This window comes from Lentzea sp. NBRC 102530, from assembly GCF_030269365.1.
Taxonomy (GTDB): Bacteria; Actinomycetota; Actinomycetes; order Mycobacteriales; family Pseudonocardiaceae; genus Lentzea.
The window spans coordinates 234,572-255,742 of sequence record NZ_BSTF01000001.1 but is presented as its reverse complement, the minus strand read 5'-3'; the positions used below and the strand labels follow the sequence as shown (position 1 = coordinate 255,742).

The window sequence follows — 21,171 nt, the reverse complement described above, 5'->3', positions numbered from 1 at the left end:
CGCGGTTGCCCGAGCACGCGAGCACGCGACCCAGCGGTCCGGATCAGCGCCGTTCAACCGTCCTATGTAGACACGAATGCAGTGGCCGGGCAGGTCGTCGGCACGCCGGGGCGAGGTTGCGCGCGAGACCGTTCCGAGACCTTCCCGAAACGGACCCGTGAACCGCGATGAACATCGGCACGTATGCCCCGATGTCGGAAACGGACCGAGGGACGGAGTGATCGCGTGCGGCATGGTGTGGACTCGGGTCTCTTCCAGCAGACCGCGCACAGCCCGTCCTACTTCGAGCTGTCGCGGACGGGTGCGGGCGAGCTCGTGGACTTCTGCATCCCGTGCAACCCGTACTTTCCGACCCCGCAGATGTTCGAGGAGCTGTCCAAGAACCTCGAGGCGGTCCTGAAGTTCTACCCCAGCGACTCGACGAAGATCGCGGCCCAGCTGAGCGCCGTGCTGGGGCTCAACCCGGCCACGATCGCCATGTCGAACGGGTCCACCGAGCTCATCACGTGGATGGACCACATGTGGATCCACGAGAGCGTCGCGATCCCGATCCCCACCTTCGGCCGCTGGACCGACCAGCCGATGGAGAGCAACAAGCGCGTCGACATGTTCCTGCTCCAGGAGAGCAACAACTTCGAGCTGGACGTCGACGAGTACATCAAGTTCATCCGCGCTCGCGGCAGCAAGGTCGCCGTGATCTGCAACCCGAACAACCCCGACGGCGGCTACCTGCCCCGCAGGGAGATCATCCGCTTCATGGACGAGCTCGCCGACCTGGACCTCGTCGTCATCGACGAGTCGTTCATCGACTTCGTCGAGGTCGAGCGCAACCCGAGCGTCGCGGCCGAGGCGTCCATCCGGCCCAACGTGGTCGTGCTGAAGAGCCTCGGCAAGAACTTCGGCCTGCACGGCATCCGGTTCGGCTACCTGGTCGCGAACCCCGGTCTGGCCGGGAAGATGCGCCAGATCCTGCCGAAGTGGAACCTCAACTCGTTGGCGGAGACCGTCGTGTTCATGCTGGCCGAACACGAGGCGGAGTACGCCGAAAGCCTGCGTCTGCTGTCACGGGACAGGTACCGGATGGGCATGGAGCTCTCGCGCGCCCCGGACCTCACCGTCTACTCCTCGCAGGCCAACTTCCTGCTGGTCAAGCTCGGCGGCGGCATCGACGGCCGCGAGCTGCGGGACCACCTGCTGTCCCGCCACCAGGTCTTCATCCGCGAGTGCGGCAACAAGCTCGGCATGACGAGCAAGTTCGCCCGGCTCGTCGTGCGCCCCGAGCACGACGTCGACCGGCTCGTGGAGGGCATCCGCGACTTCACCCAGGCGAGGTGGACGAACGACCACGCAAGCCATTCGAGCCACTCCAGCGAACCGTCGCTGCTGATGCACAGCGCGTGACAGCGCACCTGAACCATTTCTCCGAAAGGTTGCCCAGAGATGTCATCACCGCACGCCCTCAGCGGTCGGCGCGGCCAGGTGGCTGCGGCCGCGCTGGTGGCCGCCACACTGCTGAACGCGGCCATGTTCGGCGGGAACAACGCCACGGCGTCGTCCCACCGCGAGGCTCCGCTGATCGCGGGTGACCCGGCCGTGGACAACACGGACCTGTACGCGTTCGTGAGTCCTGACCACAAGGACACCGTGACGCTGGTCGGCAACTGGTCAGGGTTCCAGGAACCCAACGGTGGCCCCAACTTCTTCCCGTGGGCCGAGGACGCGCAGTACGACTTCAACGTCGACAACGACGGCGATGCGAAGCCCGACGTCACGCTGCGGTTCACGTTCCAGACCGACGACCGGCGCAAGAACAACACGTTCCTGTACACCAACGGCGTCGTGGAGTCGCTCGACGACGAGAACCTGCTGTTCCGCCAGCGCTACAACCTCGAGGCCATCTACCAGAACGGCCAGAAGGTCAAGCTGGTGAACAACGCCCCGGTGGCGCCGTCCCCGAACGGCCCGGCGTCGATGCCCGACTTCAAGAAGCTGCGCGACCAGGCGATCACGCAGATCGCGGGCGGCGGCAAGGTCTACGTGGGCCCGTCGGAGGACTCGTTCTTCGCCGACCTGCGGGTGTTCGACCTGCTCTACGGCGGCAACCTGAGCGAGGTCGGCCAGGACACGCTGCGTGGTTACAACGTCAACACCATCGCGATCCAGCTGCCGAAGAACGCGCTGGCGTTGCGCAACGACAACCACCGCAACCCGAACATCGGCGTCTGGAGCACCACGCAGAAGCGCAGCCTGAAGCTCTCGCCGGGCAAGGCGGAACCGACCGGTGACTTCGTGCAGGTCTCGCGGCTGGGCAACCCGCTGGTCAACGAGGTCGTGGCGCCCGCGGGCCTGAAGGACGCGTTCAACGGCCTGCGCCCCGACCAGGACGCGAACGTCAAGGAGCTGGTGGACCGGGTCGTGAACCCGGAGCTGCCGAAGCTCATCGAGGCGATCTACAAGATCCCCGCGCCGCAGGGCCAGCGCGACGACCTGGCCGAGATCTTCCTGACCGGCATCACGAAGAAGCTCGGCGCGCAGATCAACGCCGACCTGAACTCGCAGGTCAACAACCAGGACGCGAACGCGCAGAAGTTCCGCCCGGCGGAGATGCTGCGGCTGAACATGATGATCGACCCGAACGCCAACCCGAACCGCCTCGGCCTGCTCGCCGGTGACACGCAGGGCTTCCCGAACGGTCGCCGGCTCACCGACGACGTGGTGGACATCGCGATCCAGGCGATGGAGGGTGCCGCGGCGTCCGGCAAGCTCGTGGACGCGCTCGCCACCGGCGACAAGGTCGACGCGAACGACCAGCCGTTCGAGGCGAACTTCCCGTACGTGGGCCTGCCCCGCAACGGCACCGCGGTGAACACCTCCGGCAACAGCGCCGAGGTCGCGGTCAACCCGGTCGGTCAGATCGGGAACATCGACCCGATGGCCATGACGACGGCGGTCGGCTCGGCGGTCGTGTTCGGCGCCGGTTTCCTGTTGTGGCGCAAGCGTCAGCAGCACATCCGCAAGTACGGGTCGCACTCGAAGTGAAGTACCAACAACAGCAGGCCGTCGCGGTGGTTCTCCTGGTCACCGCGGCGCTTGCTCACCTAGCCGCCTCCGGTCCTGCCGACAGCAGGGCCGGGGGCGCGCCCCCTGCGCCGGTGGTTCCGGCCGTGGCGCAGCAGAACCAGATGCACAAGGTGGTCCACCAGCTCCAGCAGCGGTTGCACGAGCTCCCGCAGGACAGGGACTCCTGGGCCAGGCTCGGATCGTCCTACGTGGAGCTGGCGCGGGTCACGGCCGACCCGGCGTACTACGCGAAGGCCGAAGGTGCGCTGAAGAACGCGGGTAACACGGGCCTCGCCGCCATCGGCATGGGGACGCTCGCCAACGCCCGCCACGACTTCCACGCGGCCCGCGACTGGGCCGCGAAGGCGATTGCCGCACTGCCCGCCTCCGCGGAGGCCCACGGCGTGCTGGCGGACGCGTTGACGCAGCTCGGCGACGACGCGGGCGCGGAGGAGGCGGTGCAGAAGATGCTGGACCTGAAGCCCGGCACGGCGTCGTTCGCCCGTGCCTCCTTCCACTTCGAGCTCCACGGTGACGTCGACGGTGCCCGCGACGCGATGGAACGCGCGCTGAAGGCCTCGACGACGCCGGAGGAGATCGCGTTCTGCCGTTACCGGCTGGGCGAACTCGCGTTCGACCACAACCAGCTGGACGTTGCCGCGCAGCACTACGAGCAGGGACTGGCGGCGAGAGGAGACGACATGACTCTCACTCAAGGCATGGCGAAGGTCGCGGCGGCCCGGGGTGACACCCCCGTGGCGCTGGACTCGTACCGCAGGCTCGTGGCGCGCGCTCCCCTGCCCCAGTACCTGCAGGAGTACGCGGAACTGCTGGAGGCGAACGGCAGGACAGAGGAGGCCGCGCAGCAGTACGCGGTGCTCTCCGAGCAGCAACGACTGATGGAGTCCCAGGGTGCTTCCGACGATCTGGCCGCTGCCCTCGTCGCCGCGGACCGCGGTGATGGCATGCAGGCGCTGCGCCGCGCGGAAGCCGAGTGGAGCCGCAGGCAGAGCGTCTTCGTCGCCGACGCCATGGCGTGGGCACTGCACGTCAACGGAAGGGACGCGGAAGCGTTGAGCTACTCCGACCGCGCGGTCGCGCTGGGCTGGCAGAACGCCACGTTCTCCTACCACCGCGGGATGATCCTGGCCGCGCTCGGCCGCGTCGCCGAGGCCCAGGAGGCGCTGGTGCAGGCGCTGCGGCTGAACGCGAACTTCTCCCCGCTGCAGTCCCTCAAGGCAGGCCGCAAGCTCGCGGAGCTGCGAGGCGGCAGGTGAGCCTGTCGGGCTGGGTGGTGCGACCTGTTCTGGTGGTCGCGTTGTTGCTCGCCGGCATCTTCTTCATCAACGGTGAAGCGTCCGCCCACCCGCTGGGCAACTTCAGCGTCAACCACTACCACGGGCTGCACCTGCACCCCGACCGGATCGACCTCCGGTCCGTGGTCGACGTGGCGGAGATCCCGACGTTGCAGGAGAACCTGAAGGCCCGCGACGCGAGGCAGTGGTGCGAGGAGGTGTCGCGCACCGACCGTTCCTCCGTGGACGGACGGCAGATCTCGTGGACGCTCTCCAGCTCCGCCAAGGACCACCCGCTCGGCCAGGCCGAACTCTCCACGACACGGCTGGTCTGCGAGTTCACCGCCAGGGTGGAGCTCGACCGGCCGGCGCGGCTCGAGTTCCACGACGAGTCGAACGCCGACCGGGTCGGCTGGCGGGAGATCACCGCCGCCGGCACCGGGGTCAGACTCACCGACTCGAAGGTGCCGACCGCGAGCATCAGCGACGAACTGCGCACGTACCCGGAGGACCTGCTCAGCAGCCCGATGGACGTGCGCAGCGTCGCGTTCAGCGCCGAACCGGGCACGGGGTCCGAACCGAAGCAGGCGTCCGGCTCCCCCGTCCAGACCTTCAGCGTCACGGCGGCCGAACTCAACGACATCCTGGGCAGCGACGACCTCACGCCGTGGCTCGGGTTCCTGGCTTTGCTGCTGTCGTTGGTGCTCGGCGCCTCGCACGCCGCGTTGCCCGGTCACGGCAAGACGCTCATCGCGGCCTATTTGGCCGGACGGCAGGGCACGCCCAAGGACGCGTTCATCGTCGGTGCGTCGGTCACGGCCACGCACACCGGTGGCGTGCTGGTCCTCGGCCTGATCATCAGCGCCTCCAGCGCGTTGGCCGGTGAACAGGTGCTGCGCTGGCTCGGCCTGGTCAGCGGCGTGCTGATCGCCGGGATCGGCGTGATGCTGCTGCGGTCGGCCCTCTCGGCGCAACGCCAGCCCGCGCTCGCCGGTGCCCTGACCGGTCATGGCCACGGCCACGGCCACGGCCACGGACATGGGCACGGTCATGGCCACGGGCACGGTCATGGCCACGGGTACAGCCGCGCGAGCCTCATCGGCATGGGCGCGGCCAACGGACTGGTCCCCTCGCCGTCCGCCCTCGTGGTCCTGCTGGGCGCGATGGCGCTCGGCCGCACGGGGTTCGGCGTGCTTCTCGTCGTCGGCTACGGAATCGGCATGGCCGGCACGCTCACCGCCGTCGGACTGCTGCTCGTGAAGGCGCGGGAACGCGTGGAGAAAATCCTGGACGGCCGCGCCACCCGCCTGCTGTCTCATTACGCACCGGTGGGCACGGCCGCGATGGTCATCGTCGTCGGCGCCTGGCTGACATTGCAGGCCGTCTAATTACACCAATGCAACTCGAAGGGCCCGGATTCCGAAGAATCCGGGCCCTTCGCCTGTTTCCGTCCCTTACAGGTTCGCCACCACGATCGCCTTGCCCTCGGCCGTCTCGACCGAGATCGACTGCACCGTGTCCGGCGAGACGCTCACCATGCCCCGCACCTTGGACCCCTCGACCCGTTGCTTCTCGGTCGTCGTCCAGGCGAAGGCCTCGGTCTTCGTCCCGTCCTTGCCCACCACGATCAGCTTGCACTTCTGCGCGGCCGGCAACCCGTCGACGTTCGCCGTCACCAGGTAGCGGTCCTGCGAGGACGGAGCGATCTCCGCCACCAGCTTGATCGCACCCGCCGTCCCCTCGCCCGTGCGAGTGGAGGCGATGCTCGTGCCCGGTGCCTCGTTCTGCATGAACACCGCGGCACCCCCGAACGCGACCACCGCGGCGACGGCCGCGGCGGCGAGATAGCCCGGCCAGCGCCGGGCCTTGGCGTGCTGCGGTGAGGGAAGGTCCTCCACCGGCGGCGGCGCCGGACTGGCTCTCAGGCGGGGAGCGGACTCCCGCTGCTGCGGGATGGCCGACTCCTGCCTGATCTGCCGCAACGTGCGTTGCAGCACCAGGTCCGACGGCATGGGCAGGTCGTCCTCGAGCTCGTGCAGAAATGCCTCACGAGGCACGTCGTCAAGTGCTGTTCGGATCCGATGGAAGTCGGCGACCTGCGCACGGCAGGACGGACAGCCCCGAAGGTGCTGCTCCACGCCAAGACTCTCGTGCGCGTCCAGAACGCCGAGCGCGTAGCAGCCAAGGGTGACCGCGTCGTGCGCGCCAGCTGTCATACGACCTCCTCGTCGTCCCGATTCGACCCCCGCGGCGAAACGGTGTCACGAAGGAAAACGGGCAGATAGGAGTGGTCGGTTCAGCGTTCCCACGAGTTCATTCTGATATCGCATAACAATGGCATTACGTAACCGCCCAACTACCCTTCCACCTGGCGCTGAGCTGCCCTTTTCACTCGATCGGACGACTCAAGGTGCCTTGAATGACTACAGGCACGTCTGTGGACGAACCAGCGGTCGTTCCTCCGACTCAATGAACACCGCGAGGCCGTCCAGGACCCTCGCCAGACCGAACTCGAACTCGTCCAGCAGGCGGTGGAAGCCGCCGGTGTTCCAGATGTGGTTCATCATCGGCAGCCGCTCGGGCGTGAACTGCTGCCAGAGCTCCTCCCGGCCGTTCCACCAGTCCTCCTCGGAGATGCCGGTCTCGCGTTCGGCCTGGACGCGGTCCGCCATCGTGCGGCCGACGCCGTCGACGAACTGGGCCACCGTCGTCACCACCGCGACCATCTCCTCCGGCGCGAGCCCGAGCCGCGAGACGGCGGCGTAGGCGGCGTCGCTGCGGGTCATGGACTGCGGGCCGGGCACCCGCCGCGAGGTCGTCAGCTGGAGCATCCACGGGTGCGCGCGGTACATCGCCCACATCTGCCGCGCGAAGAACTCGAGGCCCTGGCGCCACTCCCCCTCGGGCGTGTGCTCGGTCTCGCCCCACACGGCGTCGACCATGAGGTCGAGCAGCTCGGACTTGCCGGGGACGTGCCGGTAGAGCGCCATCGCCGTGCTGCCGAGCGTCTCGGCCACCCGGCGCATGGTGAGCGCGTCGATCCCGTCGGCGTCGGCCACCTTGATCGCCGCCTCGACCACCCGCGATTGGCTCAGCGCGGCCTTCGGCCCCCTGGTCGCCTCGGCCGGCGGCTCCCACAGCAGCCGCACGCTCCGGTCCCGATCGCTCTTCACCCAACCCCCTCGTTCACAACGCGCTTGCATGTGAATCCTAGAACCGTGTACAACGTACGCCTCAGCTTACAACGTACGCAGTTAAGCCACCGGGGGTGAAGTCGTGGGACACGCGGTGCACGCGGAAGGCCTGCGCAAGAGATTCGACAGGAACTGGGCACTCGACGGGTTCGACCTGTCCGTGCCCGCCGGAACGGTGTGCGGGCTGCTCGGCCCGAACGGCGCCGGCAAGACCACGGCGGTGCGCATCCTGGCCACGTTGCTGCGCCTGGACGGCGGCCGTGCCGAGGTGGCTGGTCACGACGTGGTGCGCGAGGCACCAGCCGTGCGGCGGCAGGTGGCGTTGAACGGCCAGCAGTCCACGGTCGACGACGTGCTGACCGGCAAGGAGAACCTGATCATGTGGGGCAGGCTGTACCACCTGTCCCAGCGCCAGGCCGCCGCGCGGGCCGACGAGCTGCTGGAGCAGTTCGGGCTCACCGACGCGGCCGGCAAGCGGGCCAAGCACTACTCGGGCGGCATGCGGCGGCGCCTGGACCTGGCGTCGAGCTTCGTCATGCGGCCGTCGGTGCTGTTCCTCGACGAACCGACGACCGGCCTCGACCCGCGCAACCGCGGCGAGGTGTGGCGTGAGGTGAAACGGGTCGTCGCCGAGGGCACGACCGTCCTGCTGACCACCCAGTACCTGGACGAGGCCGACCAGCTCGCCGACCAGATCGTGGTGATGGACACCGGCCGCGTCGCCGCGCAGGGCACGCCGGAGGGGCTCAAGTCCCAGCTCGGCGGCGACCGGATCGAGGTCGTGGTCCGCGACGCCGGTGAACTGCCGGTCGTCGCGGACGTGCTCGGGCCGCACGCCGAGGTCGACCCGGACGCGTTCCGGGTGAGCGCGGCCGTGGCCGACCGGGTCGCGGCGCTGACCCGCGTGACGTCGGCGTTGGCGGCGAAGGGGGTCGAGGCCGAGGACATCGCGCTGCGCCGGCCGACGCTGGACGAGGTCTTCCTCGCCATCACCGGGCACAGGGCCACTTCGGAGGTGCGGGCATGAGGTACGCGGTCGTCGACTCGTGGGTCGTCGCGAAGAGAGATCTGATCCACTGGGTGCGCGAGCCGGTCAGGGTGTTCGCGAACCTCGCCTACCCGGTCATCTCGGTGCTGATCTTCGGCCTGGTGTTCGGCAGCGCGATGAACGTCTTCGGCGGCGGCGACTACATCGAGTTCCTGATGCCGGGCATGTTCGGCCAGACCATCGCGTTCGGCGTGGCCACGACCATGATGACGGTGTCGATGGACGCCGACCGGGGCGTGACGGACCGGTTCCGCGCGTCGCCGATGTCGCAGACCGGCGTGGTGGCCGGGCGCAGCATCGCGGACCTGGTGAACTCGTCGCTGGAACTGCTGGTGCTCACGCTGTGCGGCCTGGTGATCGGCTGGTCGTTCCACGACGGGCTGCTGAACGCCCTGCTGGCGTTCGCGCTGTTCCTGTGGTTGCGGTTCGCCCTGGTCTGGATGGGCGTCTACCTCGGCCTGCTGGTCAAACCCGAGGCGGCACAGGCGTCCTGGATGTTCCTGTTCCCGCTGACGATGTTCGCGAACACGTTCGTCTCACCGGAGCTGATGCCGGGCTGGCTGCGGGTGGTCGCGGAGTGGAACCCGCTGTCCTCGACGGTGGCGGCGGCGCGGGAGCTGTTCGGCAACCCCGGTGTCGGCGGTGACTCCTGGGCCGCGCAGAACTCGCTGCTACTGGCCGTGCTGTGGCCCGCGGTGTTCGTGGCGATCTTCTGGCCGTTGTCGGTCCTGAAGTACCGCGACCTCAGCCGCTAGGAGGTCGTTCCGGAGCTGGTCGGCGAGCCACTCGGCGAGCAGTCGCCGCCAGCTCCGGACCCTCGCCAGCTTGTCCGGGCTGAGCGTCCTGTCGTTCTCCCACTCCCGCCAGTCCCCGCTCGCGAGCCAGCCGATGCAGCCCGCGATCCGGTGCACGCGCAGCAGGTCCGGGTCCGGGGTGGACCCGTACCCGGTCCAGAACGCCTGGGGCAGCGCGGTTCCGTGCAGGTAGAGGTGTTCCTCGAACGCCGCCAGCTCGTCGAGCGGGTTGCCCTGACCGGGGTTGTCCCAGTCGATCAGCGTGGCCTCGCCGTCGCCCACGATGATGTTGTGGAGGTTGACGTCGTTGTGCAGCAGGCCGATCCGGTGGATCTTGCGGAACGCGTCGCCGATGCTGCGCCAGACCTCGTCGGACACCGGCAGGGCGTCGGCGAGCGGGCGGCCCTCGACGTACTCGACCAGCACGTCGCCGCGGCCGTTGTGCGCGAGTACCTCCGGCGCGCCCGGCACGACGAACTTCGGCAGGTCCCGCGCCACCCTGGGCCGGCGCAGCACGGCTTTGCGGCCGTCCGCGAGAGTCACGAGGTGCAGCACGTTGGTGAGGCCCTCGCCCGGAAGCGGCTCGACGCGGACGGCGGTCTCCAGCAGGCGGAACACCCTCCCACCTCCAAACGGTGTAACACGAGACACATCGGGCAGATAAGGAACTTCGGGGGTGCATTCGGCGGCGAAGCACGCATGGAGGCATACCGATGGTTCAACGTCCTCGACGGCTCGCACTGTTCGCGGTCCTGGCACTGGTTCTACCACTGGCCGTGACCGGACAGGCGCTCGCTGATCCCAACAACAACTCTCCCGCGAAGCTCACCAAGGCCGTGACTCTCGACGGCGTACTGCGACATCTCGACGCGTTCCAGTCCATCGCGGACACCCACGGCGACCGCGCGGCCGGACGTCCTGGATACCGGGCGTCGGTGGACTACGTGGTGTCGCAACTGTCCGCGGCCGGGTTCTCACCGAGCGTGCAGACGTTCGACTTCCCTTATGTGGAGGACGACTCGCGGCTCGTCCGCGTCTCCCCCGTGCCGCGGACGTTCGTCCGGGACACCGACTTCAACCGCCACGGCTTCGACCAGCCCGTCGAGGGCACCGCGACCGGCGTGATCCAGCCGGTCGACGTGGTGCTCCCGCCGACGCCCGCGCCGAACGGCAACAGCAGCGGCTGCGAGGCCGCCGACTTCGCCGGGTTCGTGCCCGGCCGGGTCGCGATGCTCCAGCGCGGCTCGTGCGGGTTCAACGTCAAGGTGCTCAACGCGCAGGCCGCGGGCGCGGCGGCGGTGATCCTGTTCAACGAGGGCCAGCCCGGCCGCACCGGCCTGGTCACGCCCATCGGTGACGTCACGGGCCTCACGATCCCCGTGGTGTTCGCGACGTTCGCGGCCGCGCAGGAGCTGATCCTGAGCACGCCCGGCGCTCTGGTCACCGTCGTGGTCGACTTCACCGAGGAGACGCGGCAGGCGTGGAACGTGTTCGCCGAGACCCGCGACGGCAACGCGAACAACGTCGTGATGGCCGGCGCGCACCTCGACAGCGTGCAGGACGGGCCGGGCATCAACGACAACGGCAGCGGTTCCGCGGCGTTGCTGGAGACCGCGGTCCAGATGAGGAAGGTCAAGCCGAACGCCAAGGTCCGCTTCGCGTGGTGGGGCGCGGAGGAGGAAGGCCTGCTCGGGTCCGAGCACTACGTCGCGACCCTGCCGCAGGCCGACCGCGACAGGATCGCGCTGTACCTGAACTTCGACATGGTCGGCTCGCCGAACCACTTCTACGGCATCTACGACGGCGACGACTCGAGCGGTACCGCGCCCGTGCCGATCCCTCCGGGGTCGGCGCAGATCGAGGACGTGTTCGAGAAGTTCTACGCCGACCGCGGCCTGCCGTCGGAGGACACGGACTTCTCCGGCCGTTCCGACTACGGGCCGTTCATCGCGGTGAACATCCCGGCGGGCGGGCTGTTCACCGGCGCGGAGGAGGTCAAGACCCCGGCGCAGGCGGCGCTGTACGGCGGGACCGCGGGCGTCGCGTTCGACCCGTGCTACCACCAGCCGTGCGACGACAGGTCGAACCTGAACCTGACCGCGCTGGACGTCAACGCCGACGCGATCGCCACGGCGGTGATCACGTTCGCGTTCGACACCTCGACGGTGAACGGCGTGCGCGCGCCCGGCAAGTCGCACGGACGCGCGCCGCAGGGATCCGCTAGCTAGTCCAGAGGTCGCACCGGTGGTCGACCGGTGCGACCTGCTCGGTCGCGAGCAGCCGGACGTCCTGGCGTTGCCAGCCGGGGTGTCCGGTTCGCGCGAACCTCGTTCCCCCTGCTCTGGCTGCTGATCGCGGTCGTCGGAGCGGTCGTGCGCACCCGCCACAGCCCGTCCCCCGCGGCCCGGCTCGAGACCTGGCAGCGGTGGTGGGCGGGCGCCGCGCTCGGCGGCGGCAGCGCGTGGCTCGTCGTCGCGTTCCTCGTCGTCCCGGACGAGATGGCGGCCACGATCGGCTTCGCGCGCACCCCGTTCGAGTTCGAGATCGCCTTCGCCAACCTCGCACTGGCGGTGCTGGCCTTCCACGCCGCGTCGGCGTCGGCCACCACCAGGGAGCGCGTGCTCGTCGGCCTGGGCGCGAGCATGTTCCTCTGGGGCGCGGTGATCGGCCACGTCCACCAGTGGTTCGCGGCGGGCAACCACCAGCCGGGCAACACCGGCGGCATCCTGATCTACGACGTGCTCGCGCCCGCCGTCCTCATCGCCCTCGCGCTCAGGGCCCAGCGACTGTCCACTGCGGACAAACCGCTAGACCGCAGCCTTGTTGCGTGACAACAACCGCGCCGCCACCGCCGCGGGCAGGTACATGAGCACCCCGTACACGGCCGGCGGGATCGCCATCGTCTCGTCGTTCAGCACCGTGAGCGCGAGGGTGATGGCGATGGTGGCGTTGTGGATGCCGATCTCCATCGCGCTGGCGATCGCCTGCTTGCGCTCCACCTTGAACAGCCTCGGCACGTAGTAGCCGATCAGCAGGCTGAAGATGCTCAGCAGCAACGCCACCGGCCCGAGCGTGCCGATGTTGTCGAGCAACTGCTCGTAGGCCTGCGCGATCGCCGCGATGATCACCAGCACCAGCACCACCACGGACGCGATGCGCACCGGGTCGTTCATCTTGAGCGCCCACGCCTCGAACTTCCGGCGCACCAGCATGCCGATCGCGACCGGCACCAGCACGATCGCGAACACCTGCACGAACTTCGCGGGCTGCAACCCGACCTCGGCGTTGTCCGCCATGAAGTGCGCCATGCTCAGTCCCACCACCAGCGGCAACGTGAACACCGCCAGCACCGAGTTGATCGCGGTGAGCGTGATGTTGAGCGCCACGTCCCCGCCCGCCAGGTGGCTGAAGAGGTTCGCGCTCGTGCCGCCCGGCGACGCGACGAGCAGCATCATGCCGACGGCCAGCACGCCCTTGAGCCCGAACGCCAGCACCAGCCCGAGGCAGATCGCGGGCAGCACGACCACCTGGCAGACGAGCGCGATGACGGCGGCCTTGGGGTACTTGGCGACGCGCGCGAAGTCGTCGACGGTGAGCGTCAGGCCGAGGCCGAACATCACCAGGCCGAGCGCCAGCGGCAGGAAGATCTGTACGACTAGCACGGCGGCCTCCGCGGATGTCCAGCTTTGTGCGGTTTGATCTGTTCGGAAGATCCTGGCGTTACGCCCGCCTCGATGGAATCGGCCAGGTGGCGGTAGCGGCGTCACGATCCGGGCACACTGGAGGCCGTGCAGATCGGCGTCTTCACCGCGGGCGAGCAGGATCCGGCGGGCATCGTGGCCCTGGCCCGCGCGGCCGACGCGGCGGGGTTCGACGTCTTCGCGGTCGGCGAGCACCACAACCCGCCGTACAGCTCGTCCTGCCCGGCCACGCTCCTCGCGCACATCGCGGCGACCACGACGATCGCCCTCTCGACGGCCACCACGCTGATCACCACGAACGACCCGGCGAAGCTCGCCGCCGAGTACGCCACCCTGGACCTGCTCGCCCCCGGCCGCACCGACCTGGTGCTGGGCCGGGGCAACACCGCGAAGGTGTTCGGCTGGTTCGGCAGGGCGATCGAGTACGGCCTGCCGCTGACGTTCGAGAACTACGCGCAGCTCCGCGCGTTGTGGCCGAACGCGCCGTACGTCTGGCACGCCTGCACGCGCTCCCCCGAGATCGCCGACCTCGCCGCGCACCACGACGACGGCCTGTTCGTGTTCGCCGGCCAGACCGAGCACGTGGCGAGGTACCGCGACCAGGCCGCACACCCGCGACTGGGCGTGCTGGCCGGCGACCTCGACGACGGCCTCGCCCACCACCCCGACCGGCTGCTGGTCAAAGTCACGAGCCCCGCCGACGTCGAAAAGCTATGGTCGCGGGTGTGTTCAGCCTTGCCACACCACCGCTCTTCGCGAGACTCAAAAGAGCGAACAACGTCCTGATCGCCGGAGCCGGTGGCGGCTTCGACGTCTTCGCCGGCATCCCGCTCGGCGTCGCGCTGCGCGACCTCGGCAAGCGCGTGCACTACGCGAGCCTGAGCTTCAGCGACCTCGAACGCCTCGACCTCGACGCGTGGCTCGAGCCGGGGCTCGCCGCCGTCGAGCCCGAGACGTCCGGCGAGGACGCGTACTTCCCCGAACGCGAGCTGGCGCGGTTCCTCGGCGGCACCGTCTACGCGTTCCCGCGCACCGGCGTGCGGCCGTTGCGCTCCGCCTACCGCACGATCATCGAGAAGCACGGCATCGACGCCGTCGTGCTGGTCGACGGCGGCACGGACATCCTGCTGCGCGGCGACGAACAGCACCTCGGCACGCCCACCGAGGACATGACGAGCCTCGCCGCGGTCACCGGGATCGACGGCGTGGTCAAGATCGTGACCAGCCTCGGGTTCGGCATCGACGCGCACCACGGCGTGTGCCACGCGCACGTGCTGGAGAACCTGGCGGCGCTCGACAAGCGCGGTGCGTACCTCGGTGCGTTGTCGATCCCGTCGGACAGCCACGAGGCCCGCGCCTACACGACCGCGGTCCGGCAGGCGCAGGAGGCGACGCCGTTGTCGCCGAGCATCGTGAACGGCCAGATCGCGGCGTCGTTGCGGGGCGAGTTCGGCGACGTGCGGTTCACGACCCGCACCGAGGGCAGCGAGTTGTTCGTGAACCCGTTGATGGGCGTGTACTTCAGCGTCGACCTGGACGCGCTCGCGGAGAGCGTGCACTACCTGCCGTCGCTGCAGGAGACGCGGACGGCGTTCGACGTGGCCCTCGCGATCGAGGAGTACCGCGAGAGCGTGGACGACCGCCGTCCGCGGCGCGCGTTTCCTCACTGACGCCGCACGATCAACGCCACCACCAGGACCATCGCGGCGACGGCGAAGGCCGAGCCCAGCACCCACAGCCCGTAGACCGCGAACGCCACGAACTCCGACCCGATCGCGGCCACCGACGTGATGGTCGCGCGGGCGTCGGACTCGATGCGGTGCTGGAGCTCGGTCTCCACGTGCACGAGCACGAACCGGTACAGGCCGTAGAACAGTCCCAGCAGGACGATCGCGACCGGTACCGCCAGCCACGCCGCCGCGAGCAACGTCAGGCCCGAGGCGAACAGCACCCAGCCGCGCAGCGGCAACCGACCGGCGAGCGACGCGCCGGCCGCGCCCAGCAACGGCACCCCGATCGTCGCCATCGGCACCCAGACCGTCGGCACGTGCCAGTCCTGGGCGAGCAGCGTGAAGTACTCCTCGAACGCGTCGATCGCGTAGACCAGCGCCACCGCGAGCACGGCGCGTTTGATCGGCACGGACGCGCGCAGCCCGGTCCTGAGCGTGTCGAGGTAGCCGAGTTCGTCCTCGTCGCCGCCGCCGCGTTCGGGTTCGGGGAACCGCAGGGCGATCACCGACGACGCCAGCAGCACGACGACGGACACCCAGCCCGCCAGCTCGTAGCCGCCGGTCGAGAACAGCACGGTGGCCATGACCGCGACCGGCACCTGCGAGATCAGCTCGATGGTGTCGATGCGCGCGTTGAGACGTCCGTACCGGTCTTCGTCGCCGTTGGCCGCGAGCCCGTCGTACACCAGGGCTTCGAACGACCCGGACTGCAACGTGCCGCCCAGGCCCCACAGCACGAACCCCGCCGCGAACCCCCAGAACGAGGGGAACACGATCCAGGCCGCGTGCCCGAGTGCTTGCAGCACACCGGAAACGACCAGGCAGCTCCGCCGTGAGAACCGGTCGGCCAGCGCTCCGGACGGCACCTCGAACACGACCGCGGTCAGCGACCAGATCGTGAGCAGCACCGAGATGGAGGCGTCCGACAGCCCGCTGTCGGCGAAGAGCAACGCGTACAGCGCGTAGATGGGCACGAGGTGCGAACACCACGCCCACGCCGTCGCGGTTCGGGACAGATCAGTTGAAGATCAATGTCGTCGGCGCATGACACAAGACTAAGCCGTCAGCGCCACCGAATAAATGGCGCTGACGGCTCGTGGTCGATCATCCACCGAACGTGGCTAGAAGCCCGCGGTGATCTTCGTGAACGCCAGCTCGGACTGCTGGATGCCGGAGCAGCTCGCGGAGACCTGCCCGTCGCAGCCGCCGCGGTCGCGGTTGACCGACCAGAAGGCCAGCCGCCCGAGGCCGTTGGACTTCGACCAGTCGCGGATCGCGGTCCAGTCGTCGACCGAGGTGAGCTCGCGCTGGTCCGACAGGCCGTTCATGCCGGAGATGCCGACGTGCTTGAACGCCTCGGCGTCGCTCCAGCCGAACGTCGACCTGAGCTTGTTCTTCAGCCCCGTCGCCGCGTTGATGGTGTCCTGGCGGACGTTGGAGCTGCCGAAGTCGAACGGCATGATCGTGAACACGTCGATGTTCGCGTTCAGCGCCTTGGCCTGGTCGATCAGCCGGTTGCCGTAGAAGTTCGGGCCGGTGGTCGACGTGCCGAAGGTGACGATCGTCTGGATGCCCGGGTTGTTCTGCTTGACGATGCGCAGGGCGTTGACGATCCGGTCGGCGACGACGGCGTTCTCGAACTCGTCGGTGTTCTCGATGTCGATGTCGATCGCCTTGAGCCCGTAGGCGTTGATGACCTGCTGGTACGCGCCGGCCAGCGCCTCGGGGGTCGAGCAGTTCGGGCCGAGCTTGTTGCCGCTCCACCCGCCGAACGACGGCACGACGTCACCACCGGCCGCGCGGATCGCGTTGATCGTCTGCTGGTCGACCCCACCCGTGAGCGGCCGCTGGCCGTCCCACGCGGGGGTGCAGCCACCGCTCGACAGCACGAACGCGAGCGTGAACCACTTGACGCCGGTCTGGCTCATGACCTGCGTGGCGCTCTGCGGGTTGCCCCAGCCGAGGTACAGGTACGGCGCGCCACGGCCGTTGCCGGGCAACGGCGGGTTCGACGTCGTCGTGGTGGTGGTCGTCGTGGTCGTCGTCGGCGGGTTGCCGGTGCCGTCGCACGAACCACCGTTCACCTTGCAGTTGGACGGGTTCGCACCCGAACCCTTCACGGTGAAGCCGAAACTGGTGCTGCCGCCCACCGGGACGGCACCGTTCCAGGTGCTGCGGACCGTGATGTTCTGGCCGTTGGCCGCGTAGCTGCCGTCCCAGAGCGACGCGATGGACTGACCGCTCGGCAACGTGAACTCGACGGTCCACGACGAGAGCGCGGACCCACCGCTGTTGGAGATCGTGTACTTGGCCTCGTAGCCGCTGCCCCAGTCCGACGTCTTCGTGAACGCCGCCGTCACGCCCGACGCGCCGCTCGCGGGTGCGGCGACGACGCCTCCGACCACGGTGGCCATCGCGAGCCCGACGGTCAGGATCTGCCAGCGAAACTTCTTCATGGTGCTCCATTCACGTGCAGGGGGTACGTGATGAAGGGCACGTTAACTGGTCTAAACCACCTGTTCAAGGGGATGAAACGGACACCGTTTGCGCTGGTACGGACGTTGGATGAGAACGCTCTCACCTTAAATCCACTGAAGACTGCGAATGTTCGGCCGCTGACGAAACCCGCTGACGTGGGCGAAACCGGTTCCGCGACCGGGGCCTTCCGGACGTACCCTCGCAGCCATATGAACGTTCAAGAACTCGCACAGCTGATGGCGGCCTACGAAGTGAGCCCGGACATCCAGCTCACCCAGACCGCCTACCGCCTCGATCTGGCCAGGACGTGGCAGATCCCCAGGGGCGCCCGGGTCCTGGAGATCGGCTGCGGCCAGGGCGACATGACCGCCGTGCTCGCCGACCAGGTGGGCCCGGACGGCCGCGTCGTCGGCACCGACATCGCCCTCCCGGGTTACGGCGCCCCGATCACCGTTGGTGACTCCGCCCGGCGCCTGCACGACGGCCCGCTCGGCTCCCGCGTGGACATGCGCTTCGAGACGGACGTGCTCACCGACGACGTCGGCACCGGCTACGACCTCGTCGTGCTGGTCCACTGCTCCTGGTACTTCGCGTCCGCGGGGCTGCTGGAGCAGACGTTGCGGAAGGCGCGCGAACTCGGGTCGCGGCTCTGCTTCGCCGAGTGGGACCCGATGCCCGCGCACACCGGCCAGATCCCGCACCTGCTGGCCGTGCTCGCCCAAGATCGGCTCGCCGGCGACACCGACCTCAACGTGCGGGCGCCGCTGACCCGCGCGACGGTGCTGGAGGCGTTGGAGCGGACGGGCTGGCAGGTCGAGGAGGTGTCCACGGTGGACACCAGCGCGTTGCAGGACGCCGACTGGGAGGTGGAGATCGCGCTGCAGGAGGCACCGGACGGGCTGGCGAAGGAGTTGCTCCGGCAGGTCGCACAGGAGCGCGGGAACGTGCCGTTGCCCGCTTACGCGCTCACAGCGCGCTAGTCCGTTCCAGCTTCTCCCGATCGCGCTCCTCCAGCAGCTGGAGGAGCGCGTAGGTGGTCTGCCGCTGCTCCTCCAGCAACTTCGTCAGCCACGATCCGAAGTAGAGGAAGCCGCCGACCCCGATCAGCCCCACGCCGAGGATCCCGCCCGACACGACGTACGGGACCTGCTCGAACGTGTACCCGGTGTGCGCGACGCCCCACCAGGCGAAGAGGATCGCCGCGATGCCCGCCGTCATCAGCATCGTGCCGGCCAGCCCGAGCCCGTTGCGCAGGCGGGCCCGGCGGCGGTCCTGGATCGTCATGGCTCCACCCTCAGGTCGGGGACACCGGTCGGGTGCCCGGAAGGACAGGGGGCGCCGCCCAGCAGGAACGTGCCGAACGACTTCATGCCGAACGCGCCCGCCGCCGCGACGCCGAGGCCGGTGAGCACCAGCAACGCCGGAACTCCGGGGAAGTCGAGCAACGACCGGGGCCGGGTGCGGGCGGAGGCGACCGGGACGACCGACTTGGCCGGCGGGTTCACGCCCGCGACCGGAGGTGTGCCCGGGGAGAGCGGCGGGGGTGCGTCCAGAGCCGGCGGGGGCACGACTCCGGGTGCGGAAGCATCGGGCGGGGTCAGGGGTGCGGCGGCGGAGGCGTTCGCGACGGCCTCGGTGTCACCGATGATCACCACCATCTTGCGCAGCGGGTTGAGCAGCGGCACGAGTTCTTCGGGCAGCAACGGGGCGACGATGCCGTCCAGGATGCCGCCGAGGCCGAGCTTGGTGCGCAACGCCAGCACGTCGATGGTCAGCGTCAGGCCGCGCGAGGCCGAGGTCGCCGCCGTGGCCTCGACCTTCGCGCCCGCGGTGGGCCAGGTGAGCGTGATGCCCAGTGGTGCCAAGGCTTCAGCAGGCCGTCCGGTGGTGCGTCCGGCGACTTGACGGGGAACTTCTGGCCCAGCACGGTGACTTCGGCGAGGTTGAAGGTGCTGGTGCCGCTGCCCTTCGCGCCGTCGCTCACGGCCACGGACTCGAACTTCACACCCGACAGCACGACGAGCCCGGCGAGCAGCGAGATCGTTTGTGCGGAGGTGACGGCGGTGGAACGGGCTTCGGACGCGCTGACCGCGCTGACGCTGGAGGAGGAAAGGCCGTCGGCGGTCAGCAGGAACGGCACCTCCTGCTTGGCGCCCGCGTACGACTCGGCCTTCGCGGCGCCGGCGACGGCGCGCATGCCCGGCTGGGTCTGATCGGCCGGGCCGCCGGGGTGGGCCGCGTTGGCCTGCACCGGGTAGGCGAAGCCGAGCAGCTGCGGCAGGCCGGTGCCGACGGCGGCGCCCGGCCACACCGAGGAGGCGAGCGAGCGGCCGATCGGGCCGGAGCCGAGTTCGGTCCGGGTGTAGGAGAGGTGGACCTCGCCCTGCGGTTCGGCCGGGACCGGGATGAGGTCGGTGTGCAGCAGCACGGACACCGGCGCGGCGTGGGCGGACAGCGTGAAGCCGCCGATGTCGGACGAGGCCCGGGCCGGCGCCGGGGACAGCAGGAGGAGCAGCAGAACGAGCGCGTACCTCATGTCGTCCCTCCGAAGTAGACGGTGGCGAGGTCGTGGCCGGCCGAGACGGTGCCGTGCGTCATCACGACGACCTGGTCGGCGACGGCGGAGGCGGTCTCGGCGAACTGCTCGACGACCAGCATCGTGACGCCCGAGCGCGCCAGCTCCCCCACCACCTCGTACAGCTCGGCGACGATCACCGGGGCGAGGCCCATCGAGAGTTCGTCGACCACCACGACCGCCGGGTCGGTGAGCAACGCCCGGGAGAACGCCAGCATCTGCTGCTCGCCGCCGGACATCGAGCCCGCGAGCTGTCCCCGCCGCGTCTTCAGCTTCGGGAACCGGTCGTAGACCACGGCCGGGTCGCCGCGCATGAGCCGCAGGTTCTCCGCGACGGTGAGGTTCGGGAAGATCGCGCGACCCTCCGGGATCGTGCACAGGCCCGCGCGGGCCAGTTCGTCCGGAGGTGCGTCGTTGACGTGCACGCCCGCCAGGTGGACGTGGCCGGAGGTGGCCCTGATCTGTCCACTGAGGACTTTGACGAGCGTCGACTTGCCCGCGCCGTTCGGGCCCAGCAACGCGGTGACGGTGCCGCGCGGAACGTTCAGCGAGACCCCGCGCAGCACCTCGATGCGGCCGTAGCCGGCGTGGACGTCCACCAGGTCGATCATCCGAGGTACGCCTCCCGGACTCCGGCGTCGGCGCGGACGACGTCGGGCGTGCCGGACACCAGCAGCCGTCCCAGGTTCAGCACGTGCACGTGGTCGCAGTAGCCCATGACGAGGTCCATGTCGTGCTCCACCAGCACGACCGACCGGCCCTCCGCGCTGAGCTGCCGCAGCAGCTCGCCGAACTCCTCGGTCTCGGCCCGGTCGAGCCCGGACGACGGTTCGTCCAGCAGCAGCAGGGAAGGATCGGTGGCCAGCGCGCGGGCCAGTTCCAGCAGGCGGGCGGCGCCGGTGGGCACGGTGTCGGCCTGGTTGCGCGCGAACTCGCCGATCCCGACCCGGTCCAGGAGTTCGCCGGCGAGCTTCGCGGGACGGCGGCGGCTCTCCAGCGCCACCACGACGTTCTCCCAGACCGTGAGCGACCCGAAGACCTCCAGCCGCTGGAACGTCCGCGCCACGCCCAGCCGGGACCGCTGGTGCGGGCCCAGACCGGTGACATCGGCCGCGTCCAGCAGCACCCGGCCCGAGGTCGGCCGGCGCAGGCCGCTGATCACGTCGAACAACGTCGTCTTGCCGGCACCGTTCGGGCCGATCAGCCCGGTCACCCCGGGTTCGACCACCAGCGACACGTCGTCGACCGCGGTCACCTCGCCGAAGCGGACAGTCACGCCCTCCACCCGCAACGTGC

At 69.3% G+C, this 21,171-nt stretch carries 22 protein-coding genes; 11 read left to right on the top strand and 11 right to left on the bottom strand.

Annotated features, from left to right (window positions below; all coding sequences use genetic code 11):
- Positions 1-225 precede the first annotated feature (225 nt).
- The 4 genes from QSK25_RS01250 to QSK25_RS01235 all read left to right on the top strand — a co-directional run bounded on the left by QSK25_RS01250 (position 226) and on the right by QSK25_RS01235 (position 5,743).
- On the top strand, positions 226-1,401 hold the full coding sequence (locus QSK25_RS01250) for a pyridoxal phosphate-dependent aminotransferase (RefSeq protein ID WP_285631159.1): 1,176 nt from the start codon (positions 226-228) through the stop codon (positions 1,399-1,401).
- A 39-nt stretch (positions 1,402-1,440) separates the two neighbouring features.
- A complete protein-coding gene (locus tag QSK25_RS01245; protein WP_285631156.1) occupies positions 1,441-3,039 on the top strand; it encodes a DUF4331 domain-containing protein in 1,599 nt (532 codons plus the stop codon).
- Between the two features lie 125 nt (positions 3,040-3,164).
- On the top strand, positions 3,165-4,337 hold the full coding sequence (locus tag QSK25_RS01240; RefSeq protein WP_285631153.1) for a tetratricopeptide repeat protein: 1,173 nt from the start codon (positions 3,165-3,167) through the stop codon (positions 4,335-4,337).
- Positions 4,334-5,743 carry a nickel/cobalt transporter gene (locus QSK25_RS01235; RefSeq protein WP_285631150.1) on the top strand — a complete coding sequence of 470 codons (1,410 nt, stop codon included), beginning with the start codon at positions 4,334-4,336 and terminating at the stop codon, positions 5,741-5,743. The genes QSK25_RS01240 and QSK25_RS01235 overlap by 4 nt, the downstream gene beginning before the upstream one ends.
- Before the next feature lie 66 nt (positions 5,744-5,809).
- Here the strand turns inward: QSK25_RS01235 and QSK25_RS01230 are convergent, their stop codons facing one another.
- Together QSK25_RS01230 and QSK25_RS01225 are read right to left on the bottom strand one after the other, a co-directional pair.
- On the bottom strand, positions 5,810-6,571 hold the full coding sequence (locus QSK25_RS01230; protein WP_285631147.1) for an anti-sigma factor family protein: 762 nt from the start codon (positions 6,569-6,571) through the stop codon (positions 5,810-5,812).
- A gap of 207 nt (positions 6,572-6,778) precedes the next feature.
- The gene (locus tag QSK25_RS01225) at positions 6,779-7,528 is read right to left on the bottom strand and encodes a TetR/AcrR family transcriptional regulator (protein WP_285631144.1); all 750 of its coding nucleotides are present in this window, start codon (positions 7,526-7,528) and stop codon (positions 6,779-6,781) included.
- A 103-nt stretch (positions 7,529-7,631) separates the two neighbouring features.
- Here QSK25_RS01225 and QSK25_RS01220 point away from each other — a divergent pair, with 103 nt between their 5' ends.
- Together QSK25_RS01220 and QSK25_RS01215 are read left to right on the top strand one after the other, a co-directional pair.
- Positions 7,632-8,576 carry an ATP-binding cassette domain-containing protein gene (locus QSK25_RS01220; protein ID WP_285631142.1) on the top strand — a complete coding sequence of 315 codons (945 nt, stop codon included), beginning with the start codon at positions 7,632-7,634 and terminating at the stop codon, positions 8,574-8,576.
- Entirely contained in the window at positions 8,573-9,352 is a 780-nt protein-coding gene (locus QSK25_RS01215; RefSeq protein ID WP_285631140.1) for an ABC transporter permease, read from the top strand. The genes QSK25_RS01220 and QSK25_RS01215 overlap by 4 nt, the downstream gene beginning before the upstream one ends.
- On the opposite strand, the gene QSK25_RS01210 is transcribed toward QSK25_RS01215, so the two are convergent.
- Positions 9,269-10,009, bottom strand: a complete 741-nt coding sequence (locus QSK25_RS01210) for a lipopolysaccharide core heptose(II) kinase RfaY (RefSeq protein ID WP_285631137.1) — start codon at positions 10,007-10,009, stop codon at positions 9,269-9,271. The genes QSK25_RS01215 and QSK25_RS01210 overlap by 84 nt on opposite strands.
- 95 nt (positions 10,010-10,104) lie before the next feature.
- Between QSK25_RS01210 and QSK25_RS01205 the strand changes: the two genes are divergently transcribed.
- Positions 10,105-11,619: a M28 family metallopeptidase gene (locus QSK25_RS01205; RefSeq protein ID WP_285631134.1), complete on the top strand. Its 1,515-nt coding sequence runs from the start codon at positions 10,105-10,107 to the stop codon at positions 11,617-11,619.
- Positions 11,620-11,727: 108 nt separating this feature from the next.
- Positions 11,728-12,222 (top strand): DUF6790 family protein, encoded by a 495-nt coding sequence (locus tag QSK25_RS01200; protein WP_352235704.1) that lies wholly within the window; start codon positions 11,728-11,730, stop codon positions 12,220-12,222.
- Here QSK25_RS01200 and QSK25_RS01195 read toward each other — a convergent pair.
- The gene (locus tag QSK25_RS01195; RefSeq protein ID WP_285631129.1) at positions 12,199-13,053 is read right to left on the bottom strand and encodes a bile acid:sodium symporter family protein; all 855 of its coding nucleotides are present in this window, start codon (positions 13,051-13,053) and stop codon (positions 12,199-12,201) included. The two genes, QSK25_RS01200 and QSK25_RS01195, sit on opposite strands and share 24 nt — an antisense overlap.
- Before the next feature lie 126 nt (positions 13,054-13,179).
- Between QSK25_RS01195 and QSK25_RS01190 the strand changes: the two genes are divergently transcribed.
- Entirely contained in the window at positions 13,180-13,878 is a 699-nt protein-coding gene (locus QSK25_RS01190; RefSeq protein ID WP_285631126.1) for an LLM class flavin-dependent oxidoreductase, read from the top strand.
- Complete coding sequence (locus QSK25_RS01185) at positions 13,818-14,762, top strand: DUF1152 domain-containing protein (protein WP_285631123.1); 945 nt, start codon at positions 13,818-13,820, stop codon at positions 14,760-14,762. The genes QSK25_RS01190 and QSK25_RS01185 overlap by 61 nt, the downstream gene beginning before the upstream one ends.
- On the opposite strand, the gene QSK25_RS01180 is transcribed toward QSK25_RS01185, so the two are convergent.
- Positions 14,756-15,796: an MFS transporter gene (locus QSK25_RS01180; RefSeq protein ID WP_285631120.1), complete on the bottom strand. Its 1,041-nt coding sequence runs from the start codon at positions 15,794-15,796 to the stop codon at positions 14,756-14,758. The genes QSK25_RS01185 and QSK25_RS01180 overlap by 7 nt on opposite strands.
- 147 nt (positions 15,797-15,943) lie before the next feature.
- A complete protein-coding gene (locus QSK25_RS01175) occupies positions 15,944-17,278 on the bottom strand; it encodes a cellulose binding domain-containing protein (protein ID WP_502881793.1) in 1,335 nt (444 codons plus the stop codon).
- Between the two features lie 231 nt (positions 17,279-17,509).
- Between QSK25_RS01175 and QSK25_RS01170 the strand changes: the two genes are divergently transcribed.
- The gene (locus QSK25_RS01170) at positions 17,510-18,280 is read left to right on the top strand and encodes a class I SAM-dependent methyltransferase (protein WP_285631117.1); all 771 of its coding nucleotides are present in this window, start codon (positions 17,510-17,512) and stop codon (positions 18,278-18,280) included.
- Here the strand turns inward: QSK25_RS01170 and QSK25_RS01165 are convergent.
- From QSK25_RS01165 to QSK25_RS01145, 5 genes are read right to left on the bottom strand one after another with little or no spacing between them, the layout of a single operon-like run.
- Positions 18,267-18,584 (bottom strand): hypothetical protein, encoded by a 318-nt coding sequence (locus QSK25_RS01165; protein ID WP_285631114.1) that lies wholly within the window; start codon positions 18,582-18,584, stop codon positions 18,267-18,269. The genes QSK25_RS01170 and QSK25_RS01165 overlap by 14 nt on opposite strands.
- Entirely contained in the window at positions 18,581-19,165 is a 585-nt protein-coding gene (locus QSK25_RS01160; protein WP_285631111.1) for a hypothetical protein, read from the bottom strand. The genes QSK25_RS01165 and QSK25_RS01160 overlap by 4 nt, the downstream gene beginning before the upstream one ends.
- A complete protein-coding gene (locus QSK25_RS01155; RefSeq protein WP_285631108.1) occupies positions 19,078-19,836 on the bottom strand; it encodes a choice-of-anchor P family protein in 759 nt (252 codons plus the stop codon). The genes QSK25_RS01160 and QSK25_RS01155 overlap by 88 nt, the downstream gene beginning before the upstream one ends.
- Positions 19,833-20,486 carry an ABC transporter ATP-binding protein gene (locus QSK25_RS01150; RefSeq protein WP_285631105.1) on the bottom strand — a complete coding sequence of 218 codons (654 nt, stop codon included), beginning with the start codon at positions 20,484-20,486 and terminating at the stop codon, positions 19,833-19,835. Before QSK25_RS01150 ends, QSK25_RS01155 begins: the two co-directional genes overlap by 4 nt.
- Positions 20,483-21,151: an ABC transporter ATP-binding protein gene (locus QSK25_RS01145; protein ID WP_285631102.1), complete on the bottom strand. Its 669-nt coding sequence runs from the start codon at positions 21,149-21,151 to the stop codon at positions 20,483-20,485. The genes QSK25_RS01150 and QSK25_RS01145 overlap by 4 nt, the downstream gene beginning before the upstream one ends.
- Positions 21,152-21,171: the final 20 nt, after the last annotated feature.

Excerpts from the sequence above, each read along its gene's own strand:
- QSK25_RS01155 (WP_285631108.1), bottom strand. The coding sequence starts at position 19,836 with ATGAGGTACGCGCTCGTTCTGCTGCTCCTCCTGCTGTCCCCGGCGCCG.
- QSK25_RS01175 (WP_502881793.1), bottom strand. The coding sequence starts at position 17,278 with ATGAAGAAGTTTCGCTGGCAGATCCTGACCGTCGGGCTCGCGATGGCC.
- QSK25_RS01245 (WP_285631156.1), top strand. The coding sequence starts at position 1,441 with ATGTCATCACCGCACGCCCTCAGCGGTCGGCGCGGCCAGGTGGCTGCG.
- QSK25_RS01230 (WP_285631147.1), bottom strand. The coding sequence starts at position 6,571 with ATGACAGCTGGCGCGCACGACGCGGTCACCCTTGGCTGCTACGCGCTC.
- QSK25_RS01170 (WP_285631117.1), top strand. The coding sequence starts at position 17,510 with ATGAACGTTCAAGAACTCGCACAGCTGATGGCGGCCTACGAAGTGAGC.
- QSK25_RS01205 (WP_285631134.1), top strand. The coding sequence starts at position 10,105 with ATGGTTCAACGTCCTCGACGGCTCGCACTGTTCGCGGTCCTGGCACTG.
- QSK25_RS01215 (WP_285631140.1), top strand. The coding sequence starts at position 8,573 with ATGAGGTACGCGGTCGTCGACTCGTGGGTCGTCGCGAAGAGAGATCTG.
- QSK25_RS01165 (WP_285631114.1), bottom strand. The coding sequence starts at position 18,584 with ATGACGATCCAGGACCGCCGCCGGGCCCGCCTGCGCAACGGGCTCGGG.
- QSK25_RS01150 (WP_285631105.1), bottom strand. The coding sequence starts at position 20,486 with ATGATCGACCTGGTGGACGTCCACGCCGGCTACGGCCGCATCGAGGTG.